Origin of the sequence: Mycobacterium sp. ACS1612 (assembly GCF_001667505.1) — a bacterium.
In the GTDB taxonomy this organism is placed as follows: Bacteria; Actinomycetota; Actinomycetes; order Mycobacteriales; family Mycobacteriaceae; genus Mycobacterium.
This window is the reverse complement of record NZ_LZHZ01000027.1, coordinates 97578-121507: the sequence shown is the minus strand read 5'-3', so window position 1 is coordinate 121507 and position 23930 is coordinate 97578. Positions and strand designations below refer to the sequence as shown.

General features: G+C 67.0%; 24 protein-coding genes and 2 pseudogenes. 18 read left to right on the top strand and 8 right to left on the bottom strand.

What is annotated here, in order from left to right:
* Positions 1–13: 13 nt before the first annotated feature.
* Entirely contained in the window at positions 14–622 is a 609-nt protein-coding gene (locus A5724_RS11465) for a TetR/AcrR family transcriptional regulator (protein ID WP_067800973.1), read from the bottom strand.
* 69 nt (positions 623–691) lie between these two features.
* Here A5724_RS11465 and A5724_RS33705 point away from each other — a divergent pair, with 69 nt between their 5' ends.
* Genes A5724_RS33705 through A5724_RS11450 form a run of 3 tightly spaced genes read left to right on the top strand, consistent with a single transcriptional unit; the run spans position 692 to position 3102 of the window.
* A complete protein-coding gene (locus A5724_RS33705) occupies positions 692–1549 on the top strand; it encodes a maleylpyruvate isomerase family mycothiol-dependent enzyme (RefSeq protein ID WP_156752231.1) in 858 nt (285 codons plus the stop codon).
* A 17-nt stretch (positions 1550–1566) separates the two neighbouring features.
* Positions 1567–2877, top strand: a complete 1311-nt coding sequence (locus tag A5724_RS11455; RefSeq protein WP_067801241.1) for an NAD(P)/FAD-dependent oxidoreductase — start codon at positions 1567–1569, stop codon at positions 2875–2877.
* Positions 2878–2910: 33 nt separating this feature from the next.
* A complete protein-coding gene (locus A5724_RS11450; protein WP_067800970.1) occupies positions 2911–3102 on the top strand; it encodes a hypothetical protein in 192 nt (63 codons plus the stop codon).
* Here the strand turns inward: A5724_RS11450 and A5724_RS11445 are convergent.
* Positions 3099–3776 carry a TetR/AcrR family transcriptional regulator gene (locus A5724_RS11445; RefSeq protein ID WP_067800967.1) on the bottom strand — a complete coding sequence of 226 codons (678 nt, stop codon included), beginning with the start codon at positions 3774–3776 and terminating at the stop codon, positions 3099–3101. The two genes, A5724_RS11450 and A5724_RS11445, sit on opposite strands and share 4 nt — an antisense overlap.
* Positions 3777–3946: 170 nt before the next feature.
* On the opposite strand from A5724_RS11445, the gene A5724_RS11440 reads away from it, so the two are divergent.
* Genes A5724_RS11440 through A5724_RS11380 form a run of 13 tightly spaced genes read left to right on the top strand, consistent with a single transcriptional unit; the run spans position 3947 to position 16920 of the window.
* Entirely contained in the window at positions 3947–5896 is a 1950-nt protein-coding gene (locus A5724_RS11440) for an ABC transporter ATP-binding protein (protein WP_067800964.1), read from the top strand.
* A gap of 1 nt (position 5897) precedes the next feature.
* A complete protein-coding gene (locus A5724_RS11435; protein WP_067800961.1) occupies positions 5898–6764 on the top strand; it encodes an ABC transporter permease in 867 nt (288 codons plus the stop codon).
* Between the two features lie 8 nt (positions 6765–6772).
* On the top strand, positions 6773–7777 hold the full coding sequence (locus tag A5724_RS11430) for an ABC transporter permease (protein ID WP_067801238.1): 1005 nt from the start codon (positions 6773–6775) through the stop codon (positions 7775–7777).
* Entirely contained in the window at positions 7778–8407 is a 630-nt protein-coding gene (locus A5724_RS11425) for a cysteine hydrolase family protein (protein WP_067800959.1), read from the top strand.
* The gene (locus A5724_RS11420; RefSeq protein WP_067800956.1) at positions 8404–9984 is read left to right on the top strand and encodes an ABC transporter substrate-binding protein; all 1581 of its coding nucleotides are present in this window, start codon (positions 8404–8406) and stop codon (positions 9982–9984) included. The genes A5724_RS11425 and A5724_RS11420 overlap by 4 nt, the downstream gene beginning before the upstream one ends.
* Before the next feature lie 4 nt (positions 9985–9988).
* The gene (locus A5724_RS11415) at positions 9989–10795 is read left to right on the top strand and encodes an N-acyl homoserine lactonase family protein (protein ID WP_067800952.1); all 807 of its coding nucleotides are present in this window, start codon (positions 9989–9991) and stop codon (positions 10793–10795) included.
* Complete coding sequence (gene allB / locus A5724_RS11410; protein WP_067800949.1) at positions 10795–12093, top strand: allantoinase AllB; 1299 nt, start codon at positions 10795–10797, stop codon at positions 12091–12093. The genes A5724_RS11415 and allB overlap by 1 nt, the downstream gene beginning before the upstream one ends.
* Positions 12090–12842: an aspartate/glutamate racemase family protein gene (locus tag A5724_RS11405; protein WP_067800947.1), complete on the top strand. Its 753-nt coding sequence runs from the start codon at positions 12090–12092 to the stop codon at positions 12840–12842. Before allB ends, A5724_RS11405 begins: the two co-directional genes overlap by 4 nt.
* Positions 12839–13843, top strand: coding sequence for an allantoicase (alc, locus tag A5724_RS11400; RefSeq protein ID WP_067800945.1), 1005 nt, complete (start codon positions 12839–12841; stop codon positions 13841–13843). The genes A5724_RS11405 and alc overlap by 4 nt, the downstream gene beginning before the upstream one ends.
* Positions 13840–14355: a hypothetical protein gene (locus A5724_RS11395; RefSeq protein WP_197518616.1), complete on the top strand. Its 516-nt coding sequence runs from the start codon at positions 13840–13842 to the stop codon at positions 14353–14355. Before alc ends, A5724_RS11395 begins: the two co-directional genes overlap by 4 nt.
* Positions 14352–15389, top strand: a complete 1038-nt coding sequence (locus A5724_RS11390) for an isopenicillin N synthase family oxygenase (protein ID WP_067800942.1) — start codon at positions 14352–14354, stop codon at positions 15387–15389. Before A5724_RS11395 ends, A5724_RS11390 begins: the two co-directional genes overlap by 4 nt.
* Before the next feature lie 20 nt (positions 15390–15409).
* Positions 15410–16429 carry an NADP-dependent oxidoreductase gene (locus A5724_RS11385; RefSeq protein ID WP_067800938.1) on the top strand — a complete coding sequence of 340 codons (1020 nt, stop codon included), beginning with the start codon at positions 15410–15412 and terminating at the stop codon, positions 16427–16429.
* A complete protein-coding gene (locus tag A5724_RS11380; protein WP_067800935.1) occupies positions 16429–16920 on the top strand; it encodes an NUDIX domain-containing protein in 492 nt (163 codons plus the stop codon). Before A5724_RS11385 ends, A5724_RS11380 begins: the two co-directional genes overlap by 1 nt.
* On the opposite strand, the gene A5724_RS35110 is transcribed toward A5724_RS11380, so the two are convergent.
* From A5724_RS35110 to A5724_RS11360, 4 genes and pseudogenes are all read right to left on the bottom strand, one after another.
* Entirely contained in the window at positions 16871–17335 is a 465-nt protein-coding gene (locus A5724_RS35110; protein ID WP_067800932.1) for a nuclear transport factor 2 family protein, read from the bottom strand. The genes A5724_RS11380 and A5724_RS35110 overlap by 50 nt on opposite strands.
* Before the next feature lie 174 nt (positions 17336–17509).
* A pseudogene (locus A5724_RS35105) lies at positions 17510–17909 on the bottom strand (protein kinase); the annotation flags it as partial.
* 21 nt (positions 17910–17930) lie between these two features.
* Positions 17931–19011 (bottom strand): annotated as a pseudogene (locus A5724_RS11365) (2Fe-2S iron-sulfur cluster-binding protein).
* Positions 19011–19910: a metal-dependent hydrolase gene (locus A5724_RS11360; RefSeq protein ID WP_067800927.1), complete on the bottom strand. Its 900-nt coding sequence runs from the start codon at positions 19908–19910 to the stop codon at positions 19011–19013. Before A5724_RS11360 ends, A5724_RS11365 begins: the two are co-directional and overlap by 1 nt.
* An 81-nt stretch (positions 19911–19991) precedes the next feature.
* Here A5724_RS11360 and A5724_RS11355 point away from each other — a divergent pair, with 81 nt between their 5' ends.
* Positions 19992–20825 carry a lysophospholipid acyltransferase family protein gene (locus tag A5724_RS11355; RefSeq protein ID WP_067800924.1) on the top strand — a complete coding sequence of 278 codons (834 nt, stop codon included), beginning with the start codon at positions 19992–19994 and terminating at the stop codon, positions 20823–20825.
* 31 nt (positions 20826–20856) lie between these two features.
* Positions 20857–21291 (top strand): SRPBCC family protein, encoded by a 435-nt coding sequence (locus A5724_RS11350; protein ID WP_067800921.1) that lies wholly within the window; start codon positions 20857–20859, stop codon positions 21289–21291.
* On the opposite strand, the gene A5724_RS11345 is transcribed toward A5724_RS11350, so the two are convergent.
* A complete protein-coding gene (locus tag A5724_RS11345) occupies positions 21288–21704 on the bottom strand; it encodes a hypothetical protein (protein WP_067800918.1) in 417 nt (138 codons plus the stop codon). The genes A5724_RS11350 and A5724_RS11345 overlap by 4 nt on opposite strands.
* 79 nt (positions 21705–21783) lie before the next feature.
* Positions 21784–23919 (bottom strand): 4-alpha-glucanotransferase, encoded by a 2136-nt coding sequence (gene malQ / locus A5724_RS11340; RefSeq protein ID WP_067800915.1) that lies wholly within the window; start codon positions 23917–23919, stop codon positions 21784–21786.
* Positions 23920–23930 lie beyond the last annotated feature (11 nt).

Sequence of the window (23930 nt, the reverse complement as noted above, 5' to 3'; positions counted from 1 at the left end):
CGCCCAGCCTCCCTCATCTGCGCGGCGGAGTGAAGCTCGACAGCAGCGCCCGCATGCTCTTGGCCACCGCGTGCCGCGTCTGCAGCGGATCGGAAGAATTGGCGATCAACATCGCGCCCCGGGTGAGCGCTCCGAGCAGCAGCCGGGTGGCGGTCTCGGGGTCGTCGACGGTGATCGTGCCCGCCTCGGCGGCCGCTGTCAGCGAGTGCACGATCACCTTGTGGGCGTACCGCTCGTCGAGTTCGGTGTAGCGGGCCAGGCCCAGCACCGCGGGCCCGTCGACGATCAGGATGCGCTGGATATCCGGCTGCAGCACACCGTCGAGAAACGCCTCGAAGCCGCGGGCCAACTCGTCGATGCCGTCTGAGGCACCTTGCGCCGCTTTGGTGGAGGCAGTCATCAGGTCGGTATGCGCGTGGACAAAGACCGCTTCGAAAAGCGCTGTCTTGGTAGGAAAGTGGTGATACAGAGCCCCAGTGGTGACGCGCGCCTCGCGGGCCAGGTCCTCGACAGAGGTGGCGCGAAACCCGTTCTCACCGAAGAGCCTGCGACCGGCCGCGATCAGGGCGGCCCGCGTCTGCGCGACCTGTTCGGCGCGCAGCGAGGCGGGCTGGTCCGACATGTCCGTCTCCTCTTGCTCGTACCGACAACACCCTATTGACATAGTGTCATTATGTGAAATAGTTACCCTATGACATCAGCCCCCGTACACGTGACCGGGCCGGCCGAAGACACCCGCCGCGCCTACGGCCCCACCCGCAGCGCCCTGCGCGCCGCCGTTTCACGAAGCGCTGAACTCTGGCGTCGCATCGACAAACCTGACGCCGCGGTGCCGGGCCTGGCCTGGACCGCCGCCGAGACCGCGGCCCACGTCGTCGGCGACCTACGCGACTACACCCAGGCACTGACCCGGCATGCGGGTGGCTACATGACGCATGCCGTTCCGTCGACCGATTCGCCGTCGGCGCTCAGCGCCAAGGTCAACGCGCGCCACCTCGAAGAGATCCCCGAGCGCAACCTGGGCCGGCTGGCCGACATGCTCGAGGCCACCGCCGAGGCGTACCTGAACGCCGCGGCGACGGCCGATCCGCACGCCGAGATCGTGACCCCCAACGGTTTGGTGATCAGCCCGCCGACCATGGCCGCGCTGCTGCTGGGCGAGCAACTGATTCACGGTCTCGACATCGCGCGCGCCGCCGAGATCGAGTGGCCGATCGACAACGCCGACGCGTTGCTGGTGTTCCCCGGCGCGCTGACCGTGATGCCCCAGTATCTGCGGCCCCGGCGGGCGGCAGGTGTGCACACGAGCTTCGAGTTGCGGATGCGCGGCGGCCCCTGTTACCGACTGGCGGTCGACGACGGCAGGGGGGTGGTGACTGGAGCCGGGGCACGGGCCGACTGCGTGATCACCGCGGATCCGGTCGCGTTCCTGCTGCTCGGCTTCGGCCGAGTCCCACAGCTGTCACCAGTGCTACGCGGCCAGCTTCGGCCGGGTGGGCGCAAGCCGTGGCTGGCGATGAAGTTCGGCTCGCTGCTGCAACGCCCGTAGCACGTACTGTGGGGGCGATGACGTCTGTGGTGATCGTCGGCAGCGGGTTCACTGGCTTTGAGTGCGCCCGCCATCTGGCCAAGAAGCTTCGCAAAAACGACACGTCGGTGGAGATCTCGATCATCTCGCCGGTCGATTACATGCTGTACACCCCGCTGCTTCCGGATGTCGCGGGCGGCCTGGTGGATGCGCGGTTCGTCGCGATTCCGTTGGCCAACGCTCTTCGGGGCGTTCAACAGGTTCGCGGCCGGGTCGACGGCGTGGACTTCGAGCAGCGCACCGTGACGTTCACCGACCCTGAAGAGCGTGCCCGCACGCTGCCGTGGGATCGCCTTGTCCTCACACCCGGATCGGTGACCAGACTGTTCGACGTGCCGGGCCTCGCCGAGCACGCACGCGGCCTGAAATCGACCGCCGAGGCGCTGTATCTGCGCGACCACGTGCTCGAGCAACTGGAACTGGCCGACGTCGACGACGATCCAGGTCGGGCGGCGGCGCGGCGCACGATCGTGGTGGTCGGGGCGTCCTACTCGGGTACCGAACTGGCGGTCCAGTTGCGGGCGCTGGCCGACTCGGCCGCCAAACAAATCAATTTCGACCCCGCCGCGGTCAAATTCATCCTGCTGGACCTGGCCGAGCAAGTGATGCCGGAGGTGGGGGAGAAGCTCGGCGCCGCCGCGCAGCGAGTGCTGCAATCGCGCGGCATCGACGTCCGCCTCGGTGTGACGTTGAAAGAGGTGCACCCCGAACACGTTGTGCTCAGCGATGATTCGTTGGTCCGCACGCACACGGTGGCATGGGTCACCGGCGTGACCGGCGCGCCGTTGATCGACAAGCTGGGCCTGCCGACCGAGAAGGGCAGGCTCAAGGTGGACACCGATCTGCAGGTGCCGGGTCATCCCGGGGTGTTCGCCGCCGGCGACGCGGCCGCGGTGCCCGACATCACCCAGCCGGGCAAGATCACCCCGCCCACCGCGCAGCACGCAACCCGACAGGGAAAGGTGTTGGCGCACAACGTCGCTGCCAGCCTCGGCCACGGAACGATGAAGACCTACAAGCACCGCAACATGGGTTTGGTCGTCGATCTCGGACCGCGAAGGGCGGTCGCGAACCCACTCAACATCCAGCTGTCCGGGTTCCCGGCGAAGGCCGTCACCCGGCTCTACCACCTGTACGCGATCCCACGGTTCGTCAATCGGTGGGCCGTGTCGCTGGCATATCTGACCGACGTGTTCTTCGACCGGTCGGTCGTGTCGATGGGCCTGTCGTCTGCGGAGGACGCACAGTTCTCCGCCAGCGAAGGCATTCCGATGCCGAAAGCCGACTGATTCAAATCCCCTGCGGCCGGGAAAGCTACCGGCATGGCTACCTATCGCGTGTTGAACCCCAAGGGTGAGGTCGTCGACACCAAAGACATCGAAAGCGCCGACGACGCCCATGCCTGGTTCGTCGACCAGAAGGCCGAGCCGGAACTCGGCTGGCGCATGGAAGTCAAGGCCGACGACGGCCATTGGGCTTTCTTCGACGACAGCGAAGGAGACCGCAAGTACTAATCGGGGCCCGCGTGTCGCGCCAATTCCAACTGGCTGCGCGCACGCAATGCCTGCGCCGTACTGTCCGGCATGCCCAGCACCCTGATGCACGCGTCCGCCACGTGCTCCGGCAGGGTGGCCCGCTCCCGGCCAGGCGGCGTGGTCCACATGTTGACCAACGATTCGACCAACCGGAACGGCAGGTCGGCGGCGGCCTCGTCCACTCCCGTGACCGCGACGATGGATCTGCTGACCGCCAGATAGTGCAGTCGCAGCCGTTCCCGATCCGACCAGAAGGGCTGCAACCGGGCGCCGCGCAGTTCCGGTTGCAGGTACAGCGCGCCCAGGTTCCATCGCCCGTCCAACAATTGGCGACCGTCGAAAACGGCGAGCGCGTGCAGATGCTCTTCCGGGCGCAGGCTGGGCTGGGCGGCTGACAACCGGTCGGCGAGCAGCAGGGTCGGCGTCACGGTCTGGCTCAGCAGCGCGCACAGGATGTCGTCCTTGGTCTTGAAATAGTGGTACAGCGACGCCTGCCGGATCCCCACCGCCTCGGCGATGGTGCGCGTCGACGTGCCCACATATCCCAGCGTCGTGAACAGTTCGCCTGCGGCGTCGAGGATCTCATCCCGCGCGGTCGATCCGGGCCGACGCTGGGTGGTCAGCCGCGGCCTGCCGGCGCGAGTCATCGACATGGTCCCATCGTGACCTACTGAACAGCGGATATGTGTTTCTGTCACATGACAGAAACGCGCGACACGAATCGGTTACGCAGCACCGCTGTTTGGTTACGCCAGCGACACCCACCGCCTCAGGCCGCCCTGAAAACTGTCAAGTGACAGGCCGGGGGTGCTAGGAGCGGTGGATGAGTAGCGCGGTGTCCGAGGTCGACGCACAGTCGTCGACATCCTTTGCGCAGGTGGCGACGGTCACCGACTTGCACGTCACGTTTCGCCGAAACGGCCGTGATGTACATGCGCTGCGCGGGGTTTCGCTGGAGATCGCCCCGGGCGAGATCCTCGGTTTGGTAGGCGAATCGGGGTCGGGTAAGAGCGTGCTCGGCTTCACCATGCTGGGCTTGTTACCCCAGGCGCGGGTGCAGGGCTCGGTGGCTGTGACGGGCACCGACATGGTGACCGGTGATGCGAAGACCCTGCGCAAGGTACGCCGCCTCGACCTGGGCGCGGTGTTCCAGGACCCGATGACGTCGTTGAACCCGACGAAGCGGATCGGCAAGCAGGTCGCCGAGGCCGCCGGCAGCGACGAGCAGGCACTCAAGCTGCTGACAGCCGTCGGCATCCCCGACCCCAAGCGGCGCTTCCGGGCTTATCCGCACGAATTGTCCGGCGGGTTGCGGCAGCGCGTGATGATCGCGATCGCGATCGCCGGTGACCCCGAGTTGATAATTGCCGACGAGCCGACCACCGCGCTCGACGTCACGGTGCAGGCACAGGTGTTGCGGTTGCTGCTGCGACTGCGCGACGAGATCGGCTGCAGCATCGTGTTCATCACGCACGACCTGGGCGTCGCGGCGCAGATCTCGGACCGCATCGCCGTGCTCTACGCCGGTCGCATCGCCGAGATCGGGCCTGCCGCCGACGTTCTCGGCAACCCCGCGCACCCTTACACGCACGCGTTGCTGAGGTCACGGCTGACTCTGGACACCGCTAGGCACCGCAAACTCGCCGCACTCGCCGGATCGGTGCCGAGCCCGGTCGCTCCGCTGCCAGGATGCGCGTTCGCGCCGCGCTGTGTGCTGTCCACCCCGGCCTGCGAGACGACCCCACCGGATCCCGTCACCATCGCACCTGACCACGTCAGCGCGTGCATCCTGCCGTTCGAAACCGTGTCCACCGAACTGGGTTCGCGATTGGCGACGAGTACCGCCGACGTGGCCGAGGAGACGGCCGGAACCCAATCCGAAGAGCCACCCGTGGTGGTGCTGCACGACGTGGCCAAGGCGTTTGGGAAACTGCAAGCCCTGCGCGGGATTTCGTTGACCGTCGGACACGGCGAATCCGTCGCGTTGGTGGGGGAGAGCGGATCGGGCAAGTCCACCCTGCTGCGCGTCATCGCGGGGCTGGAGAAGGCGACCTCGGGTTCCGTGGTGCTGGCAGGTGACCAACGACCGCAGATGGTGTTCCAGGACGCCGGCGCATCGCTGACGCCGTGGCTGTCGGTCGGCGAACTGATCTCCGAACGGCTGCGCGGAAAAGGCCTGTCGCGCAGCCAAAGACAGGACGCGGTCGCTGAGGTGCTGCAGCGTGTCGGCCTGCCGCTGGACGTTGCGAAGTCGCGGGCGGGCCAACTGTCCGGCGGACAACGGCAGCGGGTCTCGCTGGCCAGGGCGACGGTGGTGCCGCCGTCTGTGCTGCTGTGCGACGAACCGACCAGCGCGCTCGATGTCTCGCTGGCCGCTTCGGTGCTCAATCTCATCGGCGACCTTCGCAGCACCCTGGACATGTCTGTGGTGTTCGTGACGCACGACCTCTCGGTGGCTCGCGTGGTCGCCGACCGGATCGCGGTGATGTATCTGGGCCGCATCGTCGAGATCGGGCCTGCCGACGACGTCATCAACAACCCGGTGCACCCCTACACCAGGGCACTGGTCGACTCGATCCCCGATCTCGGACGTGAATCACGCGTGCTGCCAGGCGAACCCGCCAGTCCGTTGTCGCCGCCGACCGGTTGCGCATTCCATCCGCGCTGCCCGATCGCCATCGACACCTGCGCCGACACCCAGCTCGACGTCAGGCTCGAGGGCGAGCCGGGCCACCCGCATCAGGTGGCGTGTATCGAACGGAAGGCGAGCTGAGATGGCGATCGCATTACCGGCAGGCGCGCTGACCCGGGGCCGACTGCGCCTCCCGTCGCTGCCGAAACCCTCTCCGATGGTGATGAACTGGGCTGCCGTCAGCCTGGTCTTCATCGTGACGATCGTCGCGGTCGCGGTGCCGCTGATCTCACCGCACGATCCGCTGATTCCTGCGGGCATGCCGTTGCAGGCCCCGGGCAAGGGCGGTTTCCTCCTCGGCACGGACGCGATCGGCCGCGACATCTTCAGCCGGGTGCTCTACGGCGTGCGGGCCAGCTGGTTCGCGGCCTTGGTCGTGGTTGCGGTCGGGTTGCTGATCGGCGGGCTCGTCGGGCTCATCGCGGGCGCCACGGGCGGATGGCTCGACAGCCTGTTGATGCGGATCACCGACGCGTTCCTGTCGCTGCCCGCCCCCGTGTTGGCGATCGCGGTGGTGGCCGCACTCGGTCCCGGCTTCGTCCACACCCTGATCGCGGTGTCGATCGTGTGGTGGCCGTTCTACACCCGGCTGGTGCGAGGCGAGGTCGCTCGGCTGGCCGCCCGCCCACACATCGAGGCCGCCCGGCTGGCCGGAGTCGGGCCGATCCGACTGGCCACCCGACATCTGCTGCCCGGCGCGGTGCCCAACGCGTTGGTGGCGGCAAGCCTCGACATCGGCAACCTGATCCTCACGCTCGCGGCGCTTTCGTTCCTTGGGCTGGGTCAGGCGGCGCCCGCCCCCGAATTGGGGGCCGACACGGCGCGCAACCTGACGTACTTCCTGCAGCAGTGGTGGATTCCGGTGATGCCCGGTGTGGCGGTGCTGGTACTCGCGCTCGCAGCCAATCTCGCAGGCGACGGCCTGCGCAACCTGATGAAGACGAGTTAGGCGTGGGCATGCAGAAATTCATCCTGTACCGGGTGCTCGCGATGGCGGCCATTCTGGTCGCGTTGATCGCGGTCATGTTTGTGCTGCAGCACATCTCACCGCTGGATCCGGTGAAGGCCCAGCTGGGGGCGAACGCCTCGGCCGATGCCGTGGCTGCCCGCCGACATGCGCTCGGCCTCGACCAGCCGATGATCAACCAGTTCTGGCACTACCTGACCAGCGCGGTGCAAGGCAACCTCGGGCAGTCCTACCGCACCCGGCACGCGGTAAGCAGCGATCTGGGCGACTTCTTCCCCGCCACACTGGAATTGGCGCTCTGCGGTCTCGGCCTCGCGCTGTTTTTGGCAGCGCTGCTGGCCTTCGGCACGACGTTGAAGTGGCCCGGCGCCTCCGTATTGCGGGCCGTGTTGTTCACCGGAGCATCCGCACCGATGTTCCTGCTCGGCATCCTCGGGTTGATCGTCTTCTACCAGAAGCTCGGATGGGTGCCCGCCAACGGACGCATCAGCGTGCCGAATCCGCCGACGGGACCGACCGGGTTGCTCACGGTCGACGGGCTACTCGCAGGGCGGTTCGACGTGGTGAGCGACGCGCTGCACCACCTCATCCTACCCGCCGTGGTGATCGCCCTCGGCCCGGCGGTGGCGATCGGTCGTGTCCTGCGGTCCAGTCTGCTCACCGACATCGACAGTGACTACGCGAGAACCGCTCGCGCCAAGGGCCTTTCGGAGGGCCGCATCATGTTCGGCCATGTGCTGCGCAACTGCGTCGGCGGCGCACTGGCGATGACGGGGCTCCAGGTGGGGCTGATGTTCTCGGGTGTGCTGGTGGTCGAGCAGGTCTTCGGCTGGCCCGGCATCGGGCAATACATCGCGCAAAGCATCCCCGTCGCCGACTTCCCCGCGATCGCGGGCGTCACCTTGACGTTGGGCGTGCTCTACGTCGCCATCAACACGGCGGTCGACCTCTTGCAGGCGGCGGCCGACCCACGAATCGCGGTAGGAGGAGGTTAGGTGCCAACACAGCCACTGATCGTCGGCAACCCCGTGCTGGTAGTCGTCGACATCCAGCGAAGCGGCGCCATGCCCGTGTCGGAAGTGGGCATACCGCACATGCCCGGACATGCCGAGCGGGTAGCGCGTGCCGAGAAACTGGTCGCCGCGGCGCGCACCGCCGGCATCCCCGTCGTGTTCTTCCAGGAGGTGCACCGCCCCAGCGGGGTCGACTTCGGTCGCGAACTCGACGGCACCGAAGGTGTGCACTGCGTCGAAGGCCAACCCGGCACCGACCTCGAACTGCAACCGCAACCTGACGAATTCCACATCGTCAAGCGGCGCTATTCCGGTTTCATCGGAACGGATTTCGAGATCGTGCTGCGCGGCCTGCGGGCCTCGACGCTGATCCTGATCGGCGGGTTGACCGATGTCTGCGTGCACTACACGTTCGCCGACGCCCACCAGCGCGACTACTACGTGCGAGTGGTGACCGACTGTGTCGGCGGGTCGTCTCAATACCTGCACGACGCGGCGCTGGCCGCCATGGAGTACCTGCAGACCGGTGCCTGCCGCACCACCGAAGAAATCCTCGCGGCCTTTGCCGCCCACCAACTCGCACAACCTGTCCTCGAAGGAGCAACCCAATGAAGAAGCGACTACTGGCTTTCGCCGCGGCCGGTGCCGCCGCGGTGTTGGCCCTGTCCGCCTGTGGTGGTTCGGATTCCGGCTCGACCACACCCAACGCCGCACCCACCGACAAGGTGCTGCACCTGTCCTTCCTCCAGGACCCCGGCCAGCCGCCGGACCCCGACGTCTACTACGCGGGTCAGGGCCTGCTGCTGACGACCAACCTGTACGAGGGTCTGCTGCAGTACAAGGGGGGCACCGACAAGCGGGAATTGGAACCGCTGCTGGCCACCGAGTGGAAAACGTCGCCCGACAACAAGGTGTTCACCCTCAAGCTGCGCGAGGGCGTGAAATTCCACGACGGGACACCGTTCAAAGCGGACGCGGTGAAGGCGTCGTTCGACCGTAGGCTGGCCGTCAACGGCGGACCCGCATATATGGTCAAGAACATCGAATCGGTTACCACACAAGGCGATTACGGCGTCACGATCACGTTGAAGTCACCCAATTTCGAGTTCCTCGACTACCTCGCCTCGGCGTACGGCCCCCGGATGTTGAGCCCGACCGGTTTGCAGAAGTTCGGCGGCAGCGACTTCGCGCAGAACTACCTGACCACCCATGACCTCGGCACCGGGCCGTACACGCTGACCGACGCGCAGGTGGGTTCGCACTATTCGATGGCGTCTTTCCCTGACTACTGGGGACCCAAGCCGTACTTCGAGAAGGTGGAGATGCCGGTGATCACCGACAGCTCCGCGCAGCAATTGCAATTCAACAACGGGCAATTGGCCGCGATACTGCATGACCTGCCGTCCTCGGCGGTCGAGCAGTACATCAACAATCCGAAGTTCTCGCACTACTCGCTGCCGACGATGATGGCCAGCTTCCTCTACGTCAACCCGAACAAGGGCATCATGAAGGACCAGGCCACCAGAACCGCAACGCTGGACACCATCGACGTCGACCAGTTGGTCAAGCAGACGTACTTCGGTCGCGGCAAGATCGGCGCCCAGATGTACCCGCCGTACGTGCTCGCCGCCGACTTCGCCAAGCAGAACCTGCATCACGACCCCTCGGCGTTGACCAAGATCGCAGCCGGACTGCCGCCGGACCAGAAGGCGATCACCGTCGGCTACGACACCAGCAACCCCGACATGCAGCTGATTAGTAACTTGATCCAGACGCAACTCGCGGCGGCGGGTCTGACCGTCAAGGTGCAGGGCTACCCGACCTCGGAGATCTACGGCTGGATCGGCACCGACATGCAGGCAGCGCCGGAGATCATGGTCAACCCGGTGTGGCCCGATTCACCGACGCCCTACACGTGGGGCCACATCTCCTGGGACAAGGACGGTGGGATCAACTACCTGGGTTGCTCGTCGCCGCGGGTGAGTGCCGCTCTGGCCCAAGGGTTGCCGACCGGTGCACCGCAGCCCTTCTCCGATGCGGGCGCGGCGGCCGAGGAAACCGGATGCTGGCTGAACATCGCCGACACCGACGACTTCGTCGTCGCCCAGCCGTGGTTGAAGGGCGTCGAGCAGGCGCATGCGCTGTCGAACCCGAACTCGCTGCGGATCGCTGCGCTGTCCGTAGGGTGATCCGATGGGAAAAGTACATCGGATCGTCCTGCTGACACTCGGCTGGGAGGAGTTGCCCAAAGCCGTCTCGGTATACGGCACTCCTGCCGGGGAGAGGTTGCGCGAACCGGTGCCTGGTGTGCTGCTGCAGACCGACGGCGGCTGGGTACTGCTCGACACCGGTTTCAACACCGCGCTGATCCGGGATCCGGCGCTGTACCGGCGGTTCTATCCGTCGGTCGAGTACATCCCGGTGCTGCCGGGTCCCGGTGAGCCGATCGAACAGTCACTGCACGACATCGGTATCGACTTCGACGACATCCACACGGTCGCGGTGAGCCACCTTCACCACGACCATGCGGGCGGACTGAAATTGTTCGCAGGCAAGGTTCCAGTGCACGCCCAGCGGCGCGAACTGGAATACGGGCTCTCGAACCATCCGGAGCCCGAGCACAACGCCATTGCAAGGATCGACTTCGACGACCCGCGGATCGAATGGCAACTGGCTGACGGCGAAGCCGAGATCGCACCGGGCATCACCGCGGTGCCCACCTACGGGCACACGCCGGGGCATCAGAGCTTCGTGGTCGAACTCGACGAATCGGTGGGCGGCGACGGCTTCGTGTTCGCCTTCGACGCCGCCGATCTGACCGAGAACATCGAACACGAACTGGCGATCGGCGGTTACATCGGAGTGGAACCGGAGGAGACCATCGAACCGATCCGCAGGCTCAAGAAGTTGGCCCAGGAAAAGGGTTATCAGCTGATTCCCGGTCACGACCCGCACGTGTGGCCCGAGCTGACCCGCCACTTCCACGACAGATTCGCCTAGTGGACCAGGTCTTCCGCGCGCAGAGGGCGGTGGTCGACGGGCAGATCCGCGCGGCGGCGGTCGCGGTTTCCGACGGCGTGATCGCGGCAATCGAGGCGATCGACGCCGAATTCCCGGCGGCCAAGCAGATCCGGTTGGCCGAGTCGACGGTGCTGATGGCGGGCTTCGTCGACACCCATGTGCACATCAACGATCCCGGCACGGACTGGGAAGGTTTCGACACGGCGACGTCGGCCGCCGCGGCCGCAGGCATCACCACAGTCGTCGACATGCCCCTCGACAGTGATCCGGTGACCACCACGGTCACGGCGCTGGATCGCAAACGTCAAGCCGCACAGGGCAACTGCGAGGTCGACGTCGCGTTCTGGGGCGGTGTGGTGCCTGGCAACGCGGACGATCTCGCCGGTCTTCTCGACGCCGGTGTGCGCGGCTTCAAGTGCTTTCTCGCCGATTCGGGTAACCCAGACTTTCCGCCTCTGAACACCGACGAGTTCCGTAGCGCCGCCGCACACGTCGCGGCCTTGGACTCGGTGCTGCTGGTGCATGCCGAAAGCGGACACCTCGTCGCGCACAGCCCGGCACCGGGTGGCCGCCGTTATGCGTCGTTCCTGTCGTCGCGGCCGGACACATGCGAACAGGAGGCGGTCGAACTGGTTGTCGACACCGCCAGGCGCACCGGCGCCCTGATGCATGTGGTGCACGTGTCGAGCGCACGTTCGCTGCCGGTGTTGGCCGACGCCAAGAGGTCCGGGTTGCCCGTCACCGCCGAAACCTGCCCGCACTACCTGACGTTCGCCGCCGAGGACATCCCCGACGGCGCAACGCAGTTCGCGGCCTGTCCACCGATCCGCGACTCGGACAACCGCGAACTGCTGTGGCAGGGCGTTGCCGATGGGGTGCTGGACATGATCGTGTCCGACCACTCGCCGTGCGCGCCGTCGATGAAGGCCGACGGTGACTTCGGCGCGGCGTTCGGTGGCATCAGCTCGCTGGAGGTCGGCCCGCGCGCCGTATGGACGCAGGCCGCGAGACGCGGATTCGGCCTCGCTGACCTGAGCCGGTGGATGTCCCAAACACCCGCGACCCTCGCCGGTTTCGAGGACAGGGGACGGATCGCCGTCGGGCAGCGGGCTGATCTCTGCGTGTTTGACCCCGATGCCGAACAGACCGTGGACGCCGGATCACTGCGGCACCGGCACGCCGTGACGCCCTACGACGGCGCCGTGCTCCGCGGCGCCGCGCTGCAGACCTGGCTCGCGGGCCAGCTCATCTACGAAAGGGTGGGCCAGCCGGCGTGAAGATCCTGCTGCTCAACCCCAACACGTCGGACACGATGACAGCCGAGATCGCCGCGGCCGCGGCCGCCGTCGCCGCCGTCGACACCGAGATCGTCACCCGCCATCCGCGCTTCGGCGCCGCGGCGATCGACTCGGCGGCCGAGAGTTATCTGTCCGCGGTCGCAGTGATGGACCTGGTGGCCACCATGCTGGCCGCGGGCGAATTCGATTATCAGGCGGTGATTCTCGCCGGGTTCGGCGAGCACGGCAAGGACGCCTTGCAGGAAATGCTGTCCGTGCCGGTGCTCGACATCGCCGAGGCGGCCGCGCACGTCGCCCATCTGATCGGCAGGCGCTTCTCGGTGGTGACGACGCTGGCCCGATCGATCCCGCCGATCGAGGACAGGTTGAAGCTCGCCGGACTGGATGCGCACTGCGCGTCGGTGCGGGCATGCGGGCTGGGCATCGCAGAGGTGGATGCGGACCCCGCTGCCGCCGTTGCGGCGATCGTCGACGAGGCGGCCAAGGCGATCAGCGAAGACGGCGCGGACGTGGTGTGTCTCGGGTGCGCCGGGATGGCGGGTGTCACGGCGGCGATCACCGCCAAGCTCGGCGTGCCCGCGGTCGACGGGGTGGCTGCGGCGGTGGCATTGGCACAGGCGCTGGCCGGACTCGGACTGAGCACCAGTAAGGTCGGCGCGCACGCGGCCGGGCCGGACAACCCGCGTAGCCACTGGCCGTTGTCGACGGCCCTGGGATTGCCAGGATGAACGTGGATTTGGCCTCGCGTGCCCTCGGCGGCAGCGTCGTCGCCGCCAGCGACGAATCGTTCGGGTTCAAGGAACGGCTGATCGAGCCGACCGAACCCGCTTTCGTACCAGGCACTTTCGATCTGCGCGGTGAAGTGGTCGACGGGTGGGAGACGCGCAGGCACAGCGACGGCGACTGGGTGATCGTGCGTCTCGGCGTCGGGGGACGACTGCGCGCAATCGACGTCGACACCCGGTTCTTCTCAGGCAATCACCCGACCGGATGCCGCATCGAGGCGTGCATCCTGGACACGGTCAGCGATCCCACCGCCGGGGACGTGCGGTGGACCACCGTCGTCGAGCGGGCCGCGCTCAAACCGGATTCGCGCAACCTGTTCGCCGTCGACGACCGACGGCGCTACACACACCTGCGGTTGCACCTGGATTCCGACGGCGGAGTCGCGCGGTTGCGGGCCTTCGGCACCGTGATCCCCGATCCGGCGCTGTGGTCGGACGTCACCGTCGAAGTGTCTGGCCTCGAACAGGGCGGGCGCGTCGAATGGTCCTCTGACAGCTTCTATTCCGACGCGGCATCGCTGATCGCACCGGACCGCCCGCGGACGATGGGTGACGGCTGGGAGACCAGGCGGCGCCGCGATGTCGGCCCCGACACCCACGACGCCGTGATGATCTCGTTCGCGGTGCCCGCCGATCTGCAGCGCATCGAGATCGACACCAGCCGGTTCGTGTTCAACGCCTCACCTGAAGTGTCGGTGCTGGGCAGCACCGCCCAGCCGTGCGGCGAAACCGGGTGGACGCTGGTGCCTTTCGACGTCGAGGTGCTGGCTCGCACCCGCATCGCGGCCGACGCCCGCCAGATCTTCGTCACCGACGCCACCGACATCACGGCGCTGCGCGTGCAGGCGTATCCGGACGGCGGCCTTGCGCGGGTACGCGCGTTCGGCAGACCCACCGGCCGCGGCGTCGAATTGTTGAAGACGATGTGGGAGGACTCAGCGTGACCGTCCTGATGGCGAATTGCAGCGGACTGTGGCGGCGCACCCTGCTGATCGACCGCGACGGGGCGCGTGACACCAGCGCGGGTGTCGCGTGGCTGCAGGGCAGCACCGGGTACGTGGACACCAGGGGTTTCGCCGGCAGGCTCAGTCAGCGCGACGACGTTTTCGAGTGGCAGCGGCTGATCGACGTCGAACCACCAGGCCCGTATCCCGATGCGGGCCGGATGCGTTGGGACAACGACATATTGATCGAAGAGGGAGTGCACGAACCCTACGTCGAACACTGGGTCCGGCAAGACGGCGAAACCACGCCGAATTGGGCGGTGTTCGCGACCGACGCCATCTTGGTGTGCGCCGGTGACATGTTCGGATGGGCGGACCGTCGCGGTGTGGTGCTCGGCGCGGTCGGCGACTCGCAGTGGGCGGCCATGAATCCGCGCATATCAGATGGTGAGCTGGTGGCCAACGGTGTCCGGCGGCACATCGAGGACAGCGAAGGAGATGTGAAGCTATGAGTGGCGCAACGTCATTCACATCGGTGCCGGTGGTCGACATCAGCGGCCTGCGCTCGCAGGACCGAGCCGAGCGCGAACAGGTGGCAGCCGAACTGGGTAAGGCCGCGGCCGAAGTGGGGTTCCTCTACATCAGCGGTGCCGGCGTCGACGACGCGGTGTTCCAGCGCATGCTGACTGCGACCAAGCAGTTCTTCGCGCTTCCGCTCGAGCAGAAGATGCGCTACTACATCGGCCTTTCCAGATGCCACCGCGGCTACGTGCCCCGTGGGGAAGAGGGACTTGGCACCGGCGTTCCGGAGATGAAGGAGGCCTACGACACGGCACTGGATCTGCCCGCGGACGACCCCGACTACCTTGCGGGCAATCCGATGCTGGGCCCGAACACCTGGCCGGATCTCCCCGGCTTCGCCGACGCGGTGACCGCGTACTACCAAGCGGTGCTCGACGTCGGTCACCGGCTGCTGTCGGCGTTCGCGGTGGGGCTTGGCGAAGACCCGGACACGTTCTCGAAGCACGCCACCAAGACGCCGAGCCAGCTGCGGCTCATCCATTACCCCTACAACCCCGACGCCGTCGACGCCGAGGGCATCGGCGCCCACACCGACTACGAGTGCTTCACGCTGCTGCGGCCGACCGCACCCGGCCTCGAGGTGCTCAACGGGGCGGGCGACTGGATCGACGTGCCACCGCTGCCGGACACATTCGTCGTCAACATCGGCGACATGCTGGAACTGTGGACCAACGGCGCCTATGTGGCCACCAGCCACCGGGTCCGCAAGGTGAAGGAGGAACGCTATTCGTTCCCGCTGTTCTTCAATGTCGACTACCACACCGAGGTGAAGCCCCTGCCGCAGTTCGCCTCGCGGGAAGGCAAGCAGCGACCCGCGCTGCGCGCGGGCGAGCACCTGTTCGCGCAGACCGCGCAGACGTTCGCCTATCTGCGCAACCGGGTCGAGTCGGGTGAGCTGATACTGCCCGATGGTTCACTGGCCGTCGGACAGTTTGGCCAAGAAGCGCTGCAGAAGCGGGCCTGACCTTCGGTAGGTTCGCCCATGTGGCTGAGCTGACGAACCGCCAGATCCTGTTGCGCCGCCGCCCGAATGGGCTGGTGGCACCCGACGACACAGAACTGGTCACCCGGCCCGCGCCCGAACCCGGCGACGGCGAAGCGTTGGTGCGCACCACCTATGTCGGGATCGACGCCGCGGCACGCACCTGGCTCGACGGTCAACCGGGCTACCTGCCCGCGCTGCAGCTGGGCGACGTCATCAGGGCTGCAGGCATCGGTGAGGTGGTGGCGACCCGGTGTGACGCCTACGCCGTCGGCGACGTCGTCACCACCTTGACCGGATTCCAGGAGTACGTGCTCGTCCGCGATGACATCTTCACCACACCGATCCCCGGTGAGACGGATCAACTCGCGATCATGAGTGTCTACGGACCGACGGGCGCGACCGCCTACTTCGGGATGACCGACATCGGCAAGCCGCAGGCAGGCGAGACCGTCGTGGTCTCCGCCGCGGCCGGCGCCACCGGGTCGGTGGCGGGACAGATCGCCAAGATCGCTGGCGCGCGGGTGGTCGGCATCGCAGGCGGGCCGCACAAGTGCAATGCGGTGGTCGAGGATTTCGGCTTCGACGCCTGCATCGACTACAAAGCCGACGACCTTCGCGCCGCCCTCAAAGAGCACTGCCCTAAGGGCGTGAACGTCTACTTCGACAACGTCGGCGGCCCGATTCTGGACGCGGTACTGGGCAGGCTGGCGCCGAAGGCACGTGTGGTGCTCTGCGGCGTCATCTCCAGCTACCTCAGCGGGGAGCACCCGGGTCCTGCCAACTACGTCAACCTGTTGTCGAAGACGGCGACGATGCAGGGCTTCAACGCGCTCGACCAGTGGGGCCGCTTCGACGAGGCGTTCGCGTCGCTGCGCCAATGGGAGGCCGAGGGTCGGCTCGTGCACCGGCAGACCATCTTCGACGGCATCGAGTCGTGCGTCGACGCGCTGAACGGGTTGTTCACCGGCGCCAACATCGGCAAGACGTTGGTCAAACTCAGCGAACCCACCGCGGCCTGATGCCGAAACTGAGTGCGGGAATACTGCTGTACCGCATCACCGACGCGGGTGTCGAGGTGCTGATCGGCCATCCGGGTGGCCCGTTCTGGGCACGCAAAGACGAAGGCGCCTGGTCGATTCCGAAGGGGGAGTATGTCGAGGGCGAGGACCCGTGGACGGTTGCCCAACGCGAGTTCGAAGAGGAACTCGGTAAGAAGCCGCCCGACGGCCCCCGCATCGAGTTCGCACCGATCAAGCAGCCCAGCGGGAAGATGATCACCGCATTCGCCGTCCGTGGCGACCTCGACCTGGAAGGCACGTTCAGCAACACCTTCGACCTCGAGTGGCCGAAGGGGTCCGGCAAGATTCGGCAATTCCCCGAAATCGACCGTGTGGGCTGGTTTTCCGTCCCGGAAGCGGCCACCAGACTGTTGAAGGGTCAGCGGCCGCTGCTCGACCGGCTCACGGCCGCCCTCGAAGACGGCGAACAGGGCGAGTTTCGATCGCGTTGATGCTCAGCGCGCGTCCATGGATGCGCCACCCGGCGCGGGTGCGCATGTACTCGTCGTCGTAGCGCAGATGCCACACCACGTCGCTGATCTGGTCGGCGTCGGCGGTCCAGTGGTGCGCGATGCAGGTGATCCGACCCAGCGCGTAATTCGAGTCGTCGCCGGGTGCATACACCTCGCCGACGATCGCGTGTTCCGTGCGGGTGACCGAGGCCAGCGCCCGCATCGCGGCGCGTACGCCGTCATGGCCATGCTGGCGTCGCACCGGGTCCAACGACCGGGGCGGATCGGGTAAGCGTAATTCCGCTGTGGCGGTGAACAACTCGACGACGTCATCGAATCGCCGGTCGTCGACGGCGGACGCGTACAGGTGCACCAGGTCGGTCAGCGCCAGCCGGTCCGATGCGTCGAGGTTCATGGGACTCGACGACCATTGCCGCGCCGGATGTCCTCCCAGCAACTGAACCGCGTCTTGCCGGTCTGCTGCATGCACATGCGGATCGGTGACTCGTCTTCGGTGGGTAACGGCGTATCGTTAGGCTTAGTTGTCACCGTTGAGCTTTCGACGTTCCCGGGCTGCGGCGACCATACCGAGGTTCCGCTGGGTTGCACCGCTGATGTCGTTCACCCAGCGGGCGATCCCGAAGTCGGCCAACAGAATCCGCTGATCGCTCGACTTCGGGTGGGACAGCAAGATGTTGACGGGTTTGCCGTCGCGGTGCAGCAGGCCGCGCTCGTGCGCGTAGTCGCGCGCTTCGGCGACGGCAGTCACGATCCTGGCAACCCCGGCTTTGGACATCCCGGCGGGGTGGCGCTCCAGCGAGATCCACAGTTGGCCGTCGGCTTCGCCACGATCGTGCACACCGACGATTGAGCGCATCGCGGCGCGGCAGTCGCGGATGTTGGGCGAGGTAGACCTCGCCCATGCCGCCCGAGCCGAGCAACCGCACGATGGAGTAGCCGGCGAACGTCGCACCCTCGGCCAGCGGCATGGGCGAATAGTACAGAGGCGACTACAAATTCAGGGTCAAATGCGACCCCTCGGCGGCCCGCGATATGCAGATCAGCATCATGCCTGCGGACCGCTCCGAATCGGTGAGCAGGGTGTCGCGGTGATCGACGACGCCGTCCAGCACCGTTGTCCGGCAGGTGCCGCAGAAGCCCTGCCTGCAGGAGTACGGCGCGTGCACCTTCGCCCGGTTCAGCGCCGACAGCAGCGTCTCGCCGGCGCCGACGTGCACCGTCTCACCCGTCGAGGCAAGCGAGACGGTGAACTCCCTGCCGTCGACGACCGGCGGCGCGGCGAACCGTTCGAAGTGCAACTCCACGTCGTCACGGCCGACCAGGGCGGAGCGGATCGCGGTGAGCATCGGCGCTGGCCCGCATGCGTAGACGGCGGTGCCGTGCGGGCAGTCGCCCAGCAGATCGTCGGCGGTGGGCAGCCCGTCGACGTCATCGGTGCGGATCGTCACCCGCCCGCCGAACCGTTGGATCTCGTCGGCGAAGGGCAGACTGTCGCGGCTGCGACCGGCGTAGACCATGGACCAGTCGACGCCGAGACGCTGCGCCAGGCCGAGCATCGGCAGGATCGGTGTGATGCCGATAACGGATTCTGCGCGCAGGCGACCCGAAGCCGGGCACGGTGAGCGGAAACGCGTTGCGCGGGCCGTGCGTCGTGACCGTCGCGCCGACGGTCAGTTCATGCATTTCGATCGAGCCGCCACCGCCGTCGGCTATCCGACGCACGGCGATGCGGTAGGCGCCGCGGCGCCCGGGGTCGCCGCACAGTGAATACTGCCGCACCAGCCCACTTGGCAGGTGAATGTCGAGGTGCGAGCCGGGATGCCACCGGGGCAGGTCCGCACCGACGAGGGTCAGCGCGACGACGTCCTGATCGCGGGCGACGACCTGGCGCTCGGCGACCGTCAACGCGATGGTGCGGTCGGTCTCACCGGGAAGCGTCATTCGCCGGGTGGCGCGGGCGAGCGCCTCCATCCCGGTGATCACCGCGTCGGCGGCGCCGATCATCAGGGAACGGCGCTTGCGGTTCAGCGGGTTCGGCGGCAGTTGCCGGTAGCGCTCGCGAAGGCCCATCAAAGGTGCGCGGCGCGGGCGGGGGGGGAGGTGGCCAGATACGCGACGGCCTGGGCGGTGGAGCCCATCTGTCCGGGTGAGTATCCGGGCCGAAAATAGGTCAGCGTGTTGACGCCGAACAGCGTCCGGAAGTGGGGCAGCAACCCGAGTTTCGAGTCGCGCATGCGCATTCGCTGCATCTGCCACCATCCGATGTCGAGATCCGGATCGGTTTTGAGCAGATACCACGTGCCGCGCTGGAAGAACGCGAACATCGCCGTCGCCGCGACGCCCATGGCCCTGATCCGATCGGGATAGCTGTCGTGGAAGTACACCGCGACGTCGTGCGCCACGTTTCGGTGCTCGACCTCTTCGCTGCCGTGCCACCGGAACAGGTCGACCATCGTGGGATGCGCGCCGTGCTCGTCCCAGGTGGAGTTGAGCGCGAAGTCGCCGAGCACCGCCGTGTAGTGTTCGATCGCCGCGATCAGCCACAGCCGTTCACACAGGTTGTTGAGCCGCTGGGTGGCGTCGGCGGAAGTCGTTGGCGCCAAAGTGTTTTCGAACATGTGGTCGACGAGCGCGAGTATCGGCGCCGGGTCCGCTCCGTTGCCGACGAGGAACTGTTTGATGACCTCGTCGTGGGCCGCCGCGTGCATGGCCTCCTGTCCGATGAAGCCACGCATGTCGTCGGCGAGGCGGGGATCCTTCACAAATGGCAGCGCCTCGTTGAACGACTTGACGAACCAGTGTTCGGCAGGCGGAAGCACGACGTTGAACAGGTTGATCATGGTGGACGCGACGGGGTGGCCGGGAATCCACTCGAGCGGGATCCCGCTGAGGTCGAAAGCCACCTTGCGCGCCTGAATCTGAACCGGGCCCGGATCGATTTCCTCGGCGAAACGATGCGGTCGCAGCATGCCGGGGAGTTTAGCGAAGTATGTGGGAACGCGGGTAGCAGGTAGCGTGGCGATCCGCCCTAATGGGTATAGGTCTGCGACATGGCGGGGCTGAGTGATGTTCTCGAATGGGCCAAGGGACAGGTCTCGTCCCGGGTGCCGAAGGCGGACCTGGACCAGCGCGACCCGGACTACATCCGGGAGCAGTTGCCCGGCCTCTGGCTGCTGGCGTCGCTGTATTTCCGCGCGGACGTCCGCGGCCTGGACCGCATTCCGCGCGAGGGACCGATTTTGCTGGTCGGCAATCACAGCGGAGGCAACCTGCCGCCCGACACCTTCGTGTTCACGCTGGCGTTCTGCTCGTACTTCGGGGTTGAGCGACCCTTCTACCAACTCGCACACAATCTGGTGGTGTCGATGCCGGGACTTGGCTCACTGCGCAAGTTCGGCACCGTGGCCGCCAACCACGAAAACGCCCGAGTGGCACTGGAATCCGGCGCCGCACTGTTGGTCTATCCGGGCGGTGACTACGAGGTGTTCCGGCCGTCGTGGGAGCGCCACCGGGTCGACTTCGGCGGTCGTAAGGGCTACGTGAAACTCGCGAGGGAGGCCGGGGTGCCGATCGTGCCGGTCGCCTCGGTCGGCGGTCAGGAAGCGGCCCTGTTCGTCGACCGCGGGCAGTGGCTCGCCAAGCTACTGATGGTCGACAAATTGGCGCGGCTCAAGAGCGTGCCCATCCTACTGGCGCCGCCGTGGGGGCTGACCGTCAGCGATATGGTGCCGCGGCTTCCGCTGCCGACGAAGATCGCGATCGAGGTGCAGGAGCCCATCGATGTCGATGGTGACGACGAGATGGTGGACAAGCAGGTGTTGGAGAGTCTGCAGGCCGGTGTGGACAGGCTGGCGGCGGCGCGTCGATTCCCGGTGATCGGCTGATGGCTGCTTGCGCGAAGAAGAGAGTGCACTGATGAGGGTCCAGAGGCGCTGCGTCATCGACGTCGACCCCGACACCGTGTGGAAGGTGGTCAGCGACCCCGACTGCTATCCGCGGTTCATGGCCAGCCTCGAGCGCTGGGAACAGGTGACCGAGGGGCCCGCGAAGAAGGGCGCCCGCTACACCGTGCACTGGAAGATCGGCTCGGTGCCGATCGGTGGAGTGGTCGAGGTGTCCGAGTTCGACCCGTCCCACGACCTGGCGTGGATCGCCGTGTCAGGCGTGTCGCTGCGCGGCCGGTTTCGCATCCGCGACCACGGCGACGGGCGCACCAAAGTGATCTTCCGGCTGTCCTACGAGTCGGCGGGCAACCTGCTCGGCCTGATCGCCGACCGTGTCGCCGCGCGGCAGGTCGGCCGCAACATGTCGGTGACGTTGAAGAACCTCAAGCAGCTGGTGGAGACCTAGCCTGGCGGCGGTGTCCCGGCGCCCGGCGCACCCTGAATCGGCACCACGGGGGTCGGGGTGACGGTGGTGACACCGTTGGCGCCGACGGTCGGGCCACCCGAGGGCCCCATCGACGCGAGTTCATCGGCGGCCTTCTGGCTGCAGTCCAGCATCAGCAGCATCCGGCCGCCGCCCGTGATCTTCTGCTGGTCGACCAGACACTGCGCCTGCGGCAGCACACTGCCGAACGACCCGCCAAAGTACGCCTTCACACCCTGACTCTTCAGGATCTGCAATGCCTTGTTGTACGGCTCGCCCACCACGTTGAACGAACTCATGTCCGGTCCCGGTTGCGAGAGCGCGACACCGGCGCCGATCAATGCCACCGAGCCGGCGGCGACAAGGCCACCGCTGAGCGCAACGATCTTCTTCACGTGATCTCTCCCTATGTCGGTGCCGTGCGAACATATCGCAGCGGTGACAAAAGTGAAACCGCTGGCAAGCGGCCGAGCGTTACACCGGCGGGTGTACGATCTGCTTCATCGCGTCCCCGAGCGTGGCCGCCCTGGCGTCGGCGAACACGTCCTCGAGGAGGAGTTTGCGGCCGTCGGGCCCGGTCAGCGGGACCCGCCAGTTCGGATATTCGTCGGTGGTGCCGGGTTGATTCTGAGTGCGCAGGTCACCGACGGCGTCCGCGAGCGACAACGCCAGCAGCTTGGACGGTGTCCGGCCCAGATACCGGTACAGCGCCAGCACCACCTCGTCGGTGCCGCTGGTCTCGCCGAGCAACCCGACGCGGCGCAGCTCAGCCAGCCACGCGGCCTGTTGAGCCTGGTCGGCGGCCAACTCCTCGCTGGCCGGACGGGTCAGCAGGCCGAGCTCTTCGCGTAGTCGCACGTGCTCCCCGGCCAGGTAGCCGGCGGTCGGCGGCAGATCGTGCGTCGTCACCGCCGACAGGCAGTATTCGCGCCACCTCTCCGCCGGCAGTGGTCCGCCGTCCCCGTCGCGGTCGGCTTCGAACCACAGGATCGAGGTCCCGAACAGCCCGCGTTCACGCAGGTAGTCGCGCACCCACGGCTCGACCGTGCCGAGATCCTCGCCGACCACCACCGCGCCGGCGCGGTGCGCCTCTAGCGCGACGATGCCGATCATCGCCTCGTGGTCGTAGCGCACATAGGTGCCGTCGGTCGGCGGAGCGCCTTTCGGGATCCACCACAACCGGAACAGCCCGATGATGTGGTCGATGCGTACGCCACCCGCGTGCCGAAGCACCGCGTTGACCAGGGCGCGGAACGGCTCGTAGGACTGTCTCACCAGCTGGTCGGGCCGCCACGGCGGCTGAGACCAGTCCTGGCCGAGTTGGTTGAACTCATCCGGCGGCGCGCCGGCCGTGACGCCGAGCGCCAGCACATCCTGCAGGGCCCACGCGTCGGCGCCGTTGGGGTCCACCCCGACGGCGAGATCGTGCATGATGCCGAGTTCCATCCCGGCCTGGACGGCGGTGGCCTGCGCGGCGGTCAGTTGGTCGTCGAGTTGCCATTGCAGCCATCGGTGGAAGTCGACGGCCTCGGCATGGTCGGCGACGAAGTCGGCCACCGCCGGTGCGGCCGGATGCTGGAGTTCCTCCGGCCACTGATGCCAGTCGTTGCCGTACTTCTCGGCCAGCGCACACCAGGTCGCGAAGTCGTCGAGGCTGCCGCCTTCACGTCGGCGATACGCGGCGTACGCCAGTTCGCGTCCCGCCGACCGTTCGACTCGGTACACGCTTGCGAGTGCGGAGCGCTTGGCCTTCCACGCGGCGTCCCGGTCGATGAGTTTGGATTTCTTGGCCCGTGCCTGCGCCTCGGCGCGCGCCCTGCGGGCGCTGCCGCGCTGCCGCACATAGGCGAATTCATCGATGGCCTCCACCCGTAGATACAGCGGGTTGACGAACCGGCGCGACGTCGGCAGGTACGGCGACGGCTCCATCGGCGGGGTGGGCGCCGCGGCATGCAGCGGGTTGACCAGAACGAAGCCTGCGCCGTGCCGCGACGCCGACCACACCGCTAGGTCGGTCAGATCGGTCAAATCGCCGATGCCCCAAGACCTTTGCGAGCGCACGCTGTACAGCTGGGTGGCCAGCCCCCACGCCCGCCGCGGACCCAGCCTGGCGGGTAGTTCGAGTGAGGCGGGGGAGACGATGACCAGGGTGCTGACGTCGGACGCGCCGACCTGCAGGTGCAGCTGGTGGTAGCCGAGCGGCAGGTCGGCGGGCAGCTCGAAGGTGGCCTCACCGACCAGTCTGCCGTCCAGATCGTAAGGGGCCCTGTTGTTTTCGAGTTGACGCAGCCGGGTCCGCACACTGCCGTCCTCGAGTCGCAGCCACAGCCGGGCCGGGTCACCGTGGGTGACGTGCACCCAGAACGGCGACGCCACCCCTGAGCGGCCGATGATCGTCGGCGGTAGGGACTGCGCCCAGTAGTCGCGGTCGTGAGCAGTCAATGCGGCGGCGCGCTCGGCTTCGGTCGCGGCGGGAACGCCGAGGGCGTCGAGCACCGCGATCAGTGTCGAGTCGGCAACCACCGACTGCTTACCGGTCCAGTCCTGGTATTCGGTGGACACGCCGTAGCGGTGCGCCAGTTCAACCAGCGAGGCGGGCGGCTGGAACATGCCTACATCCT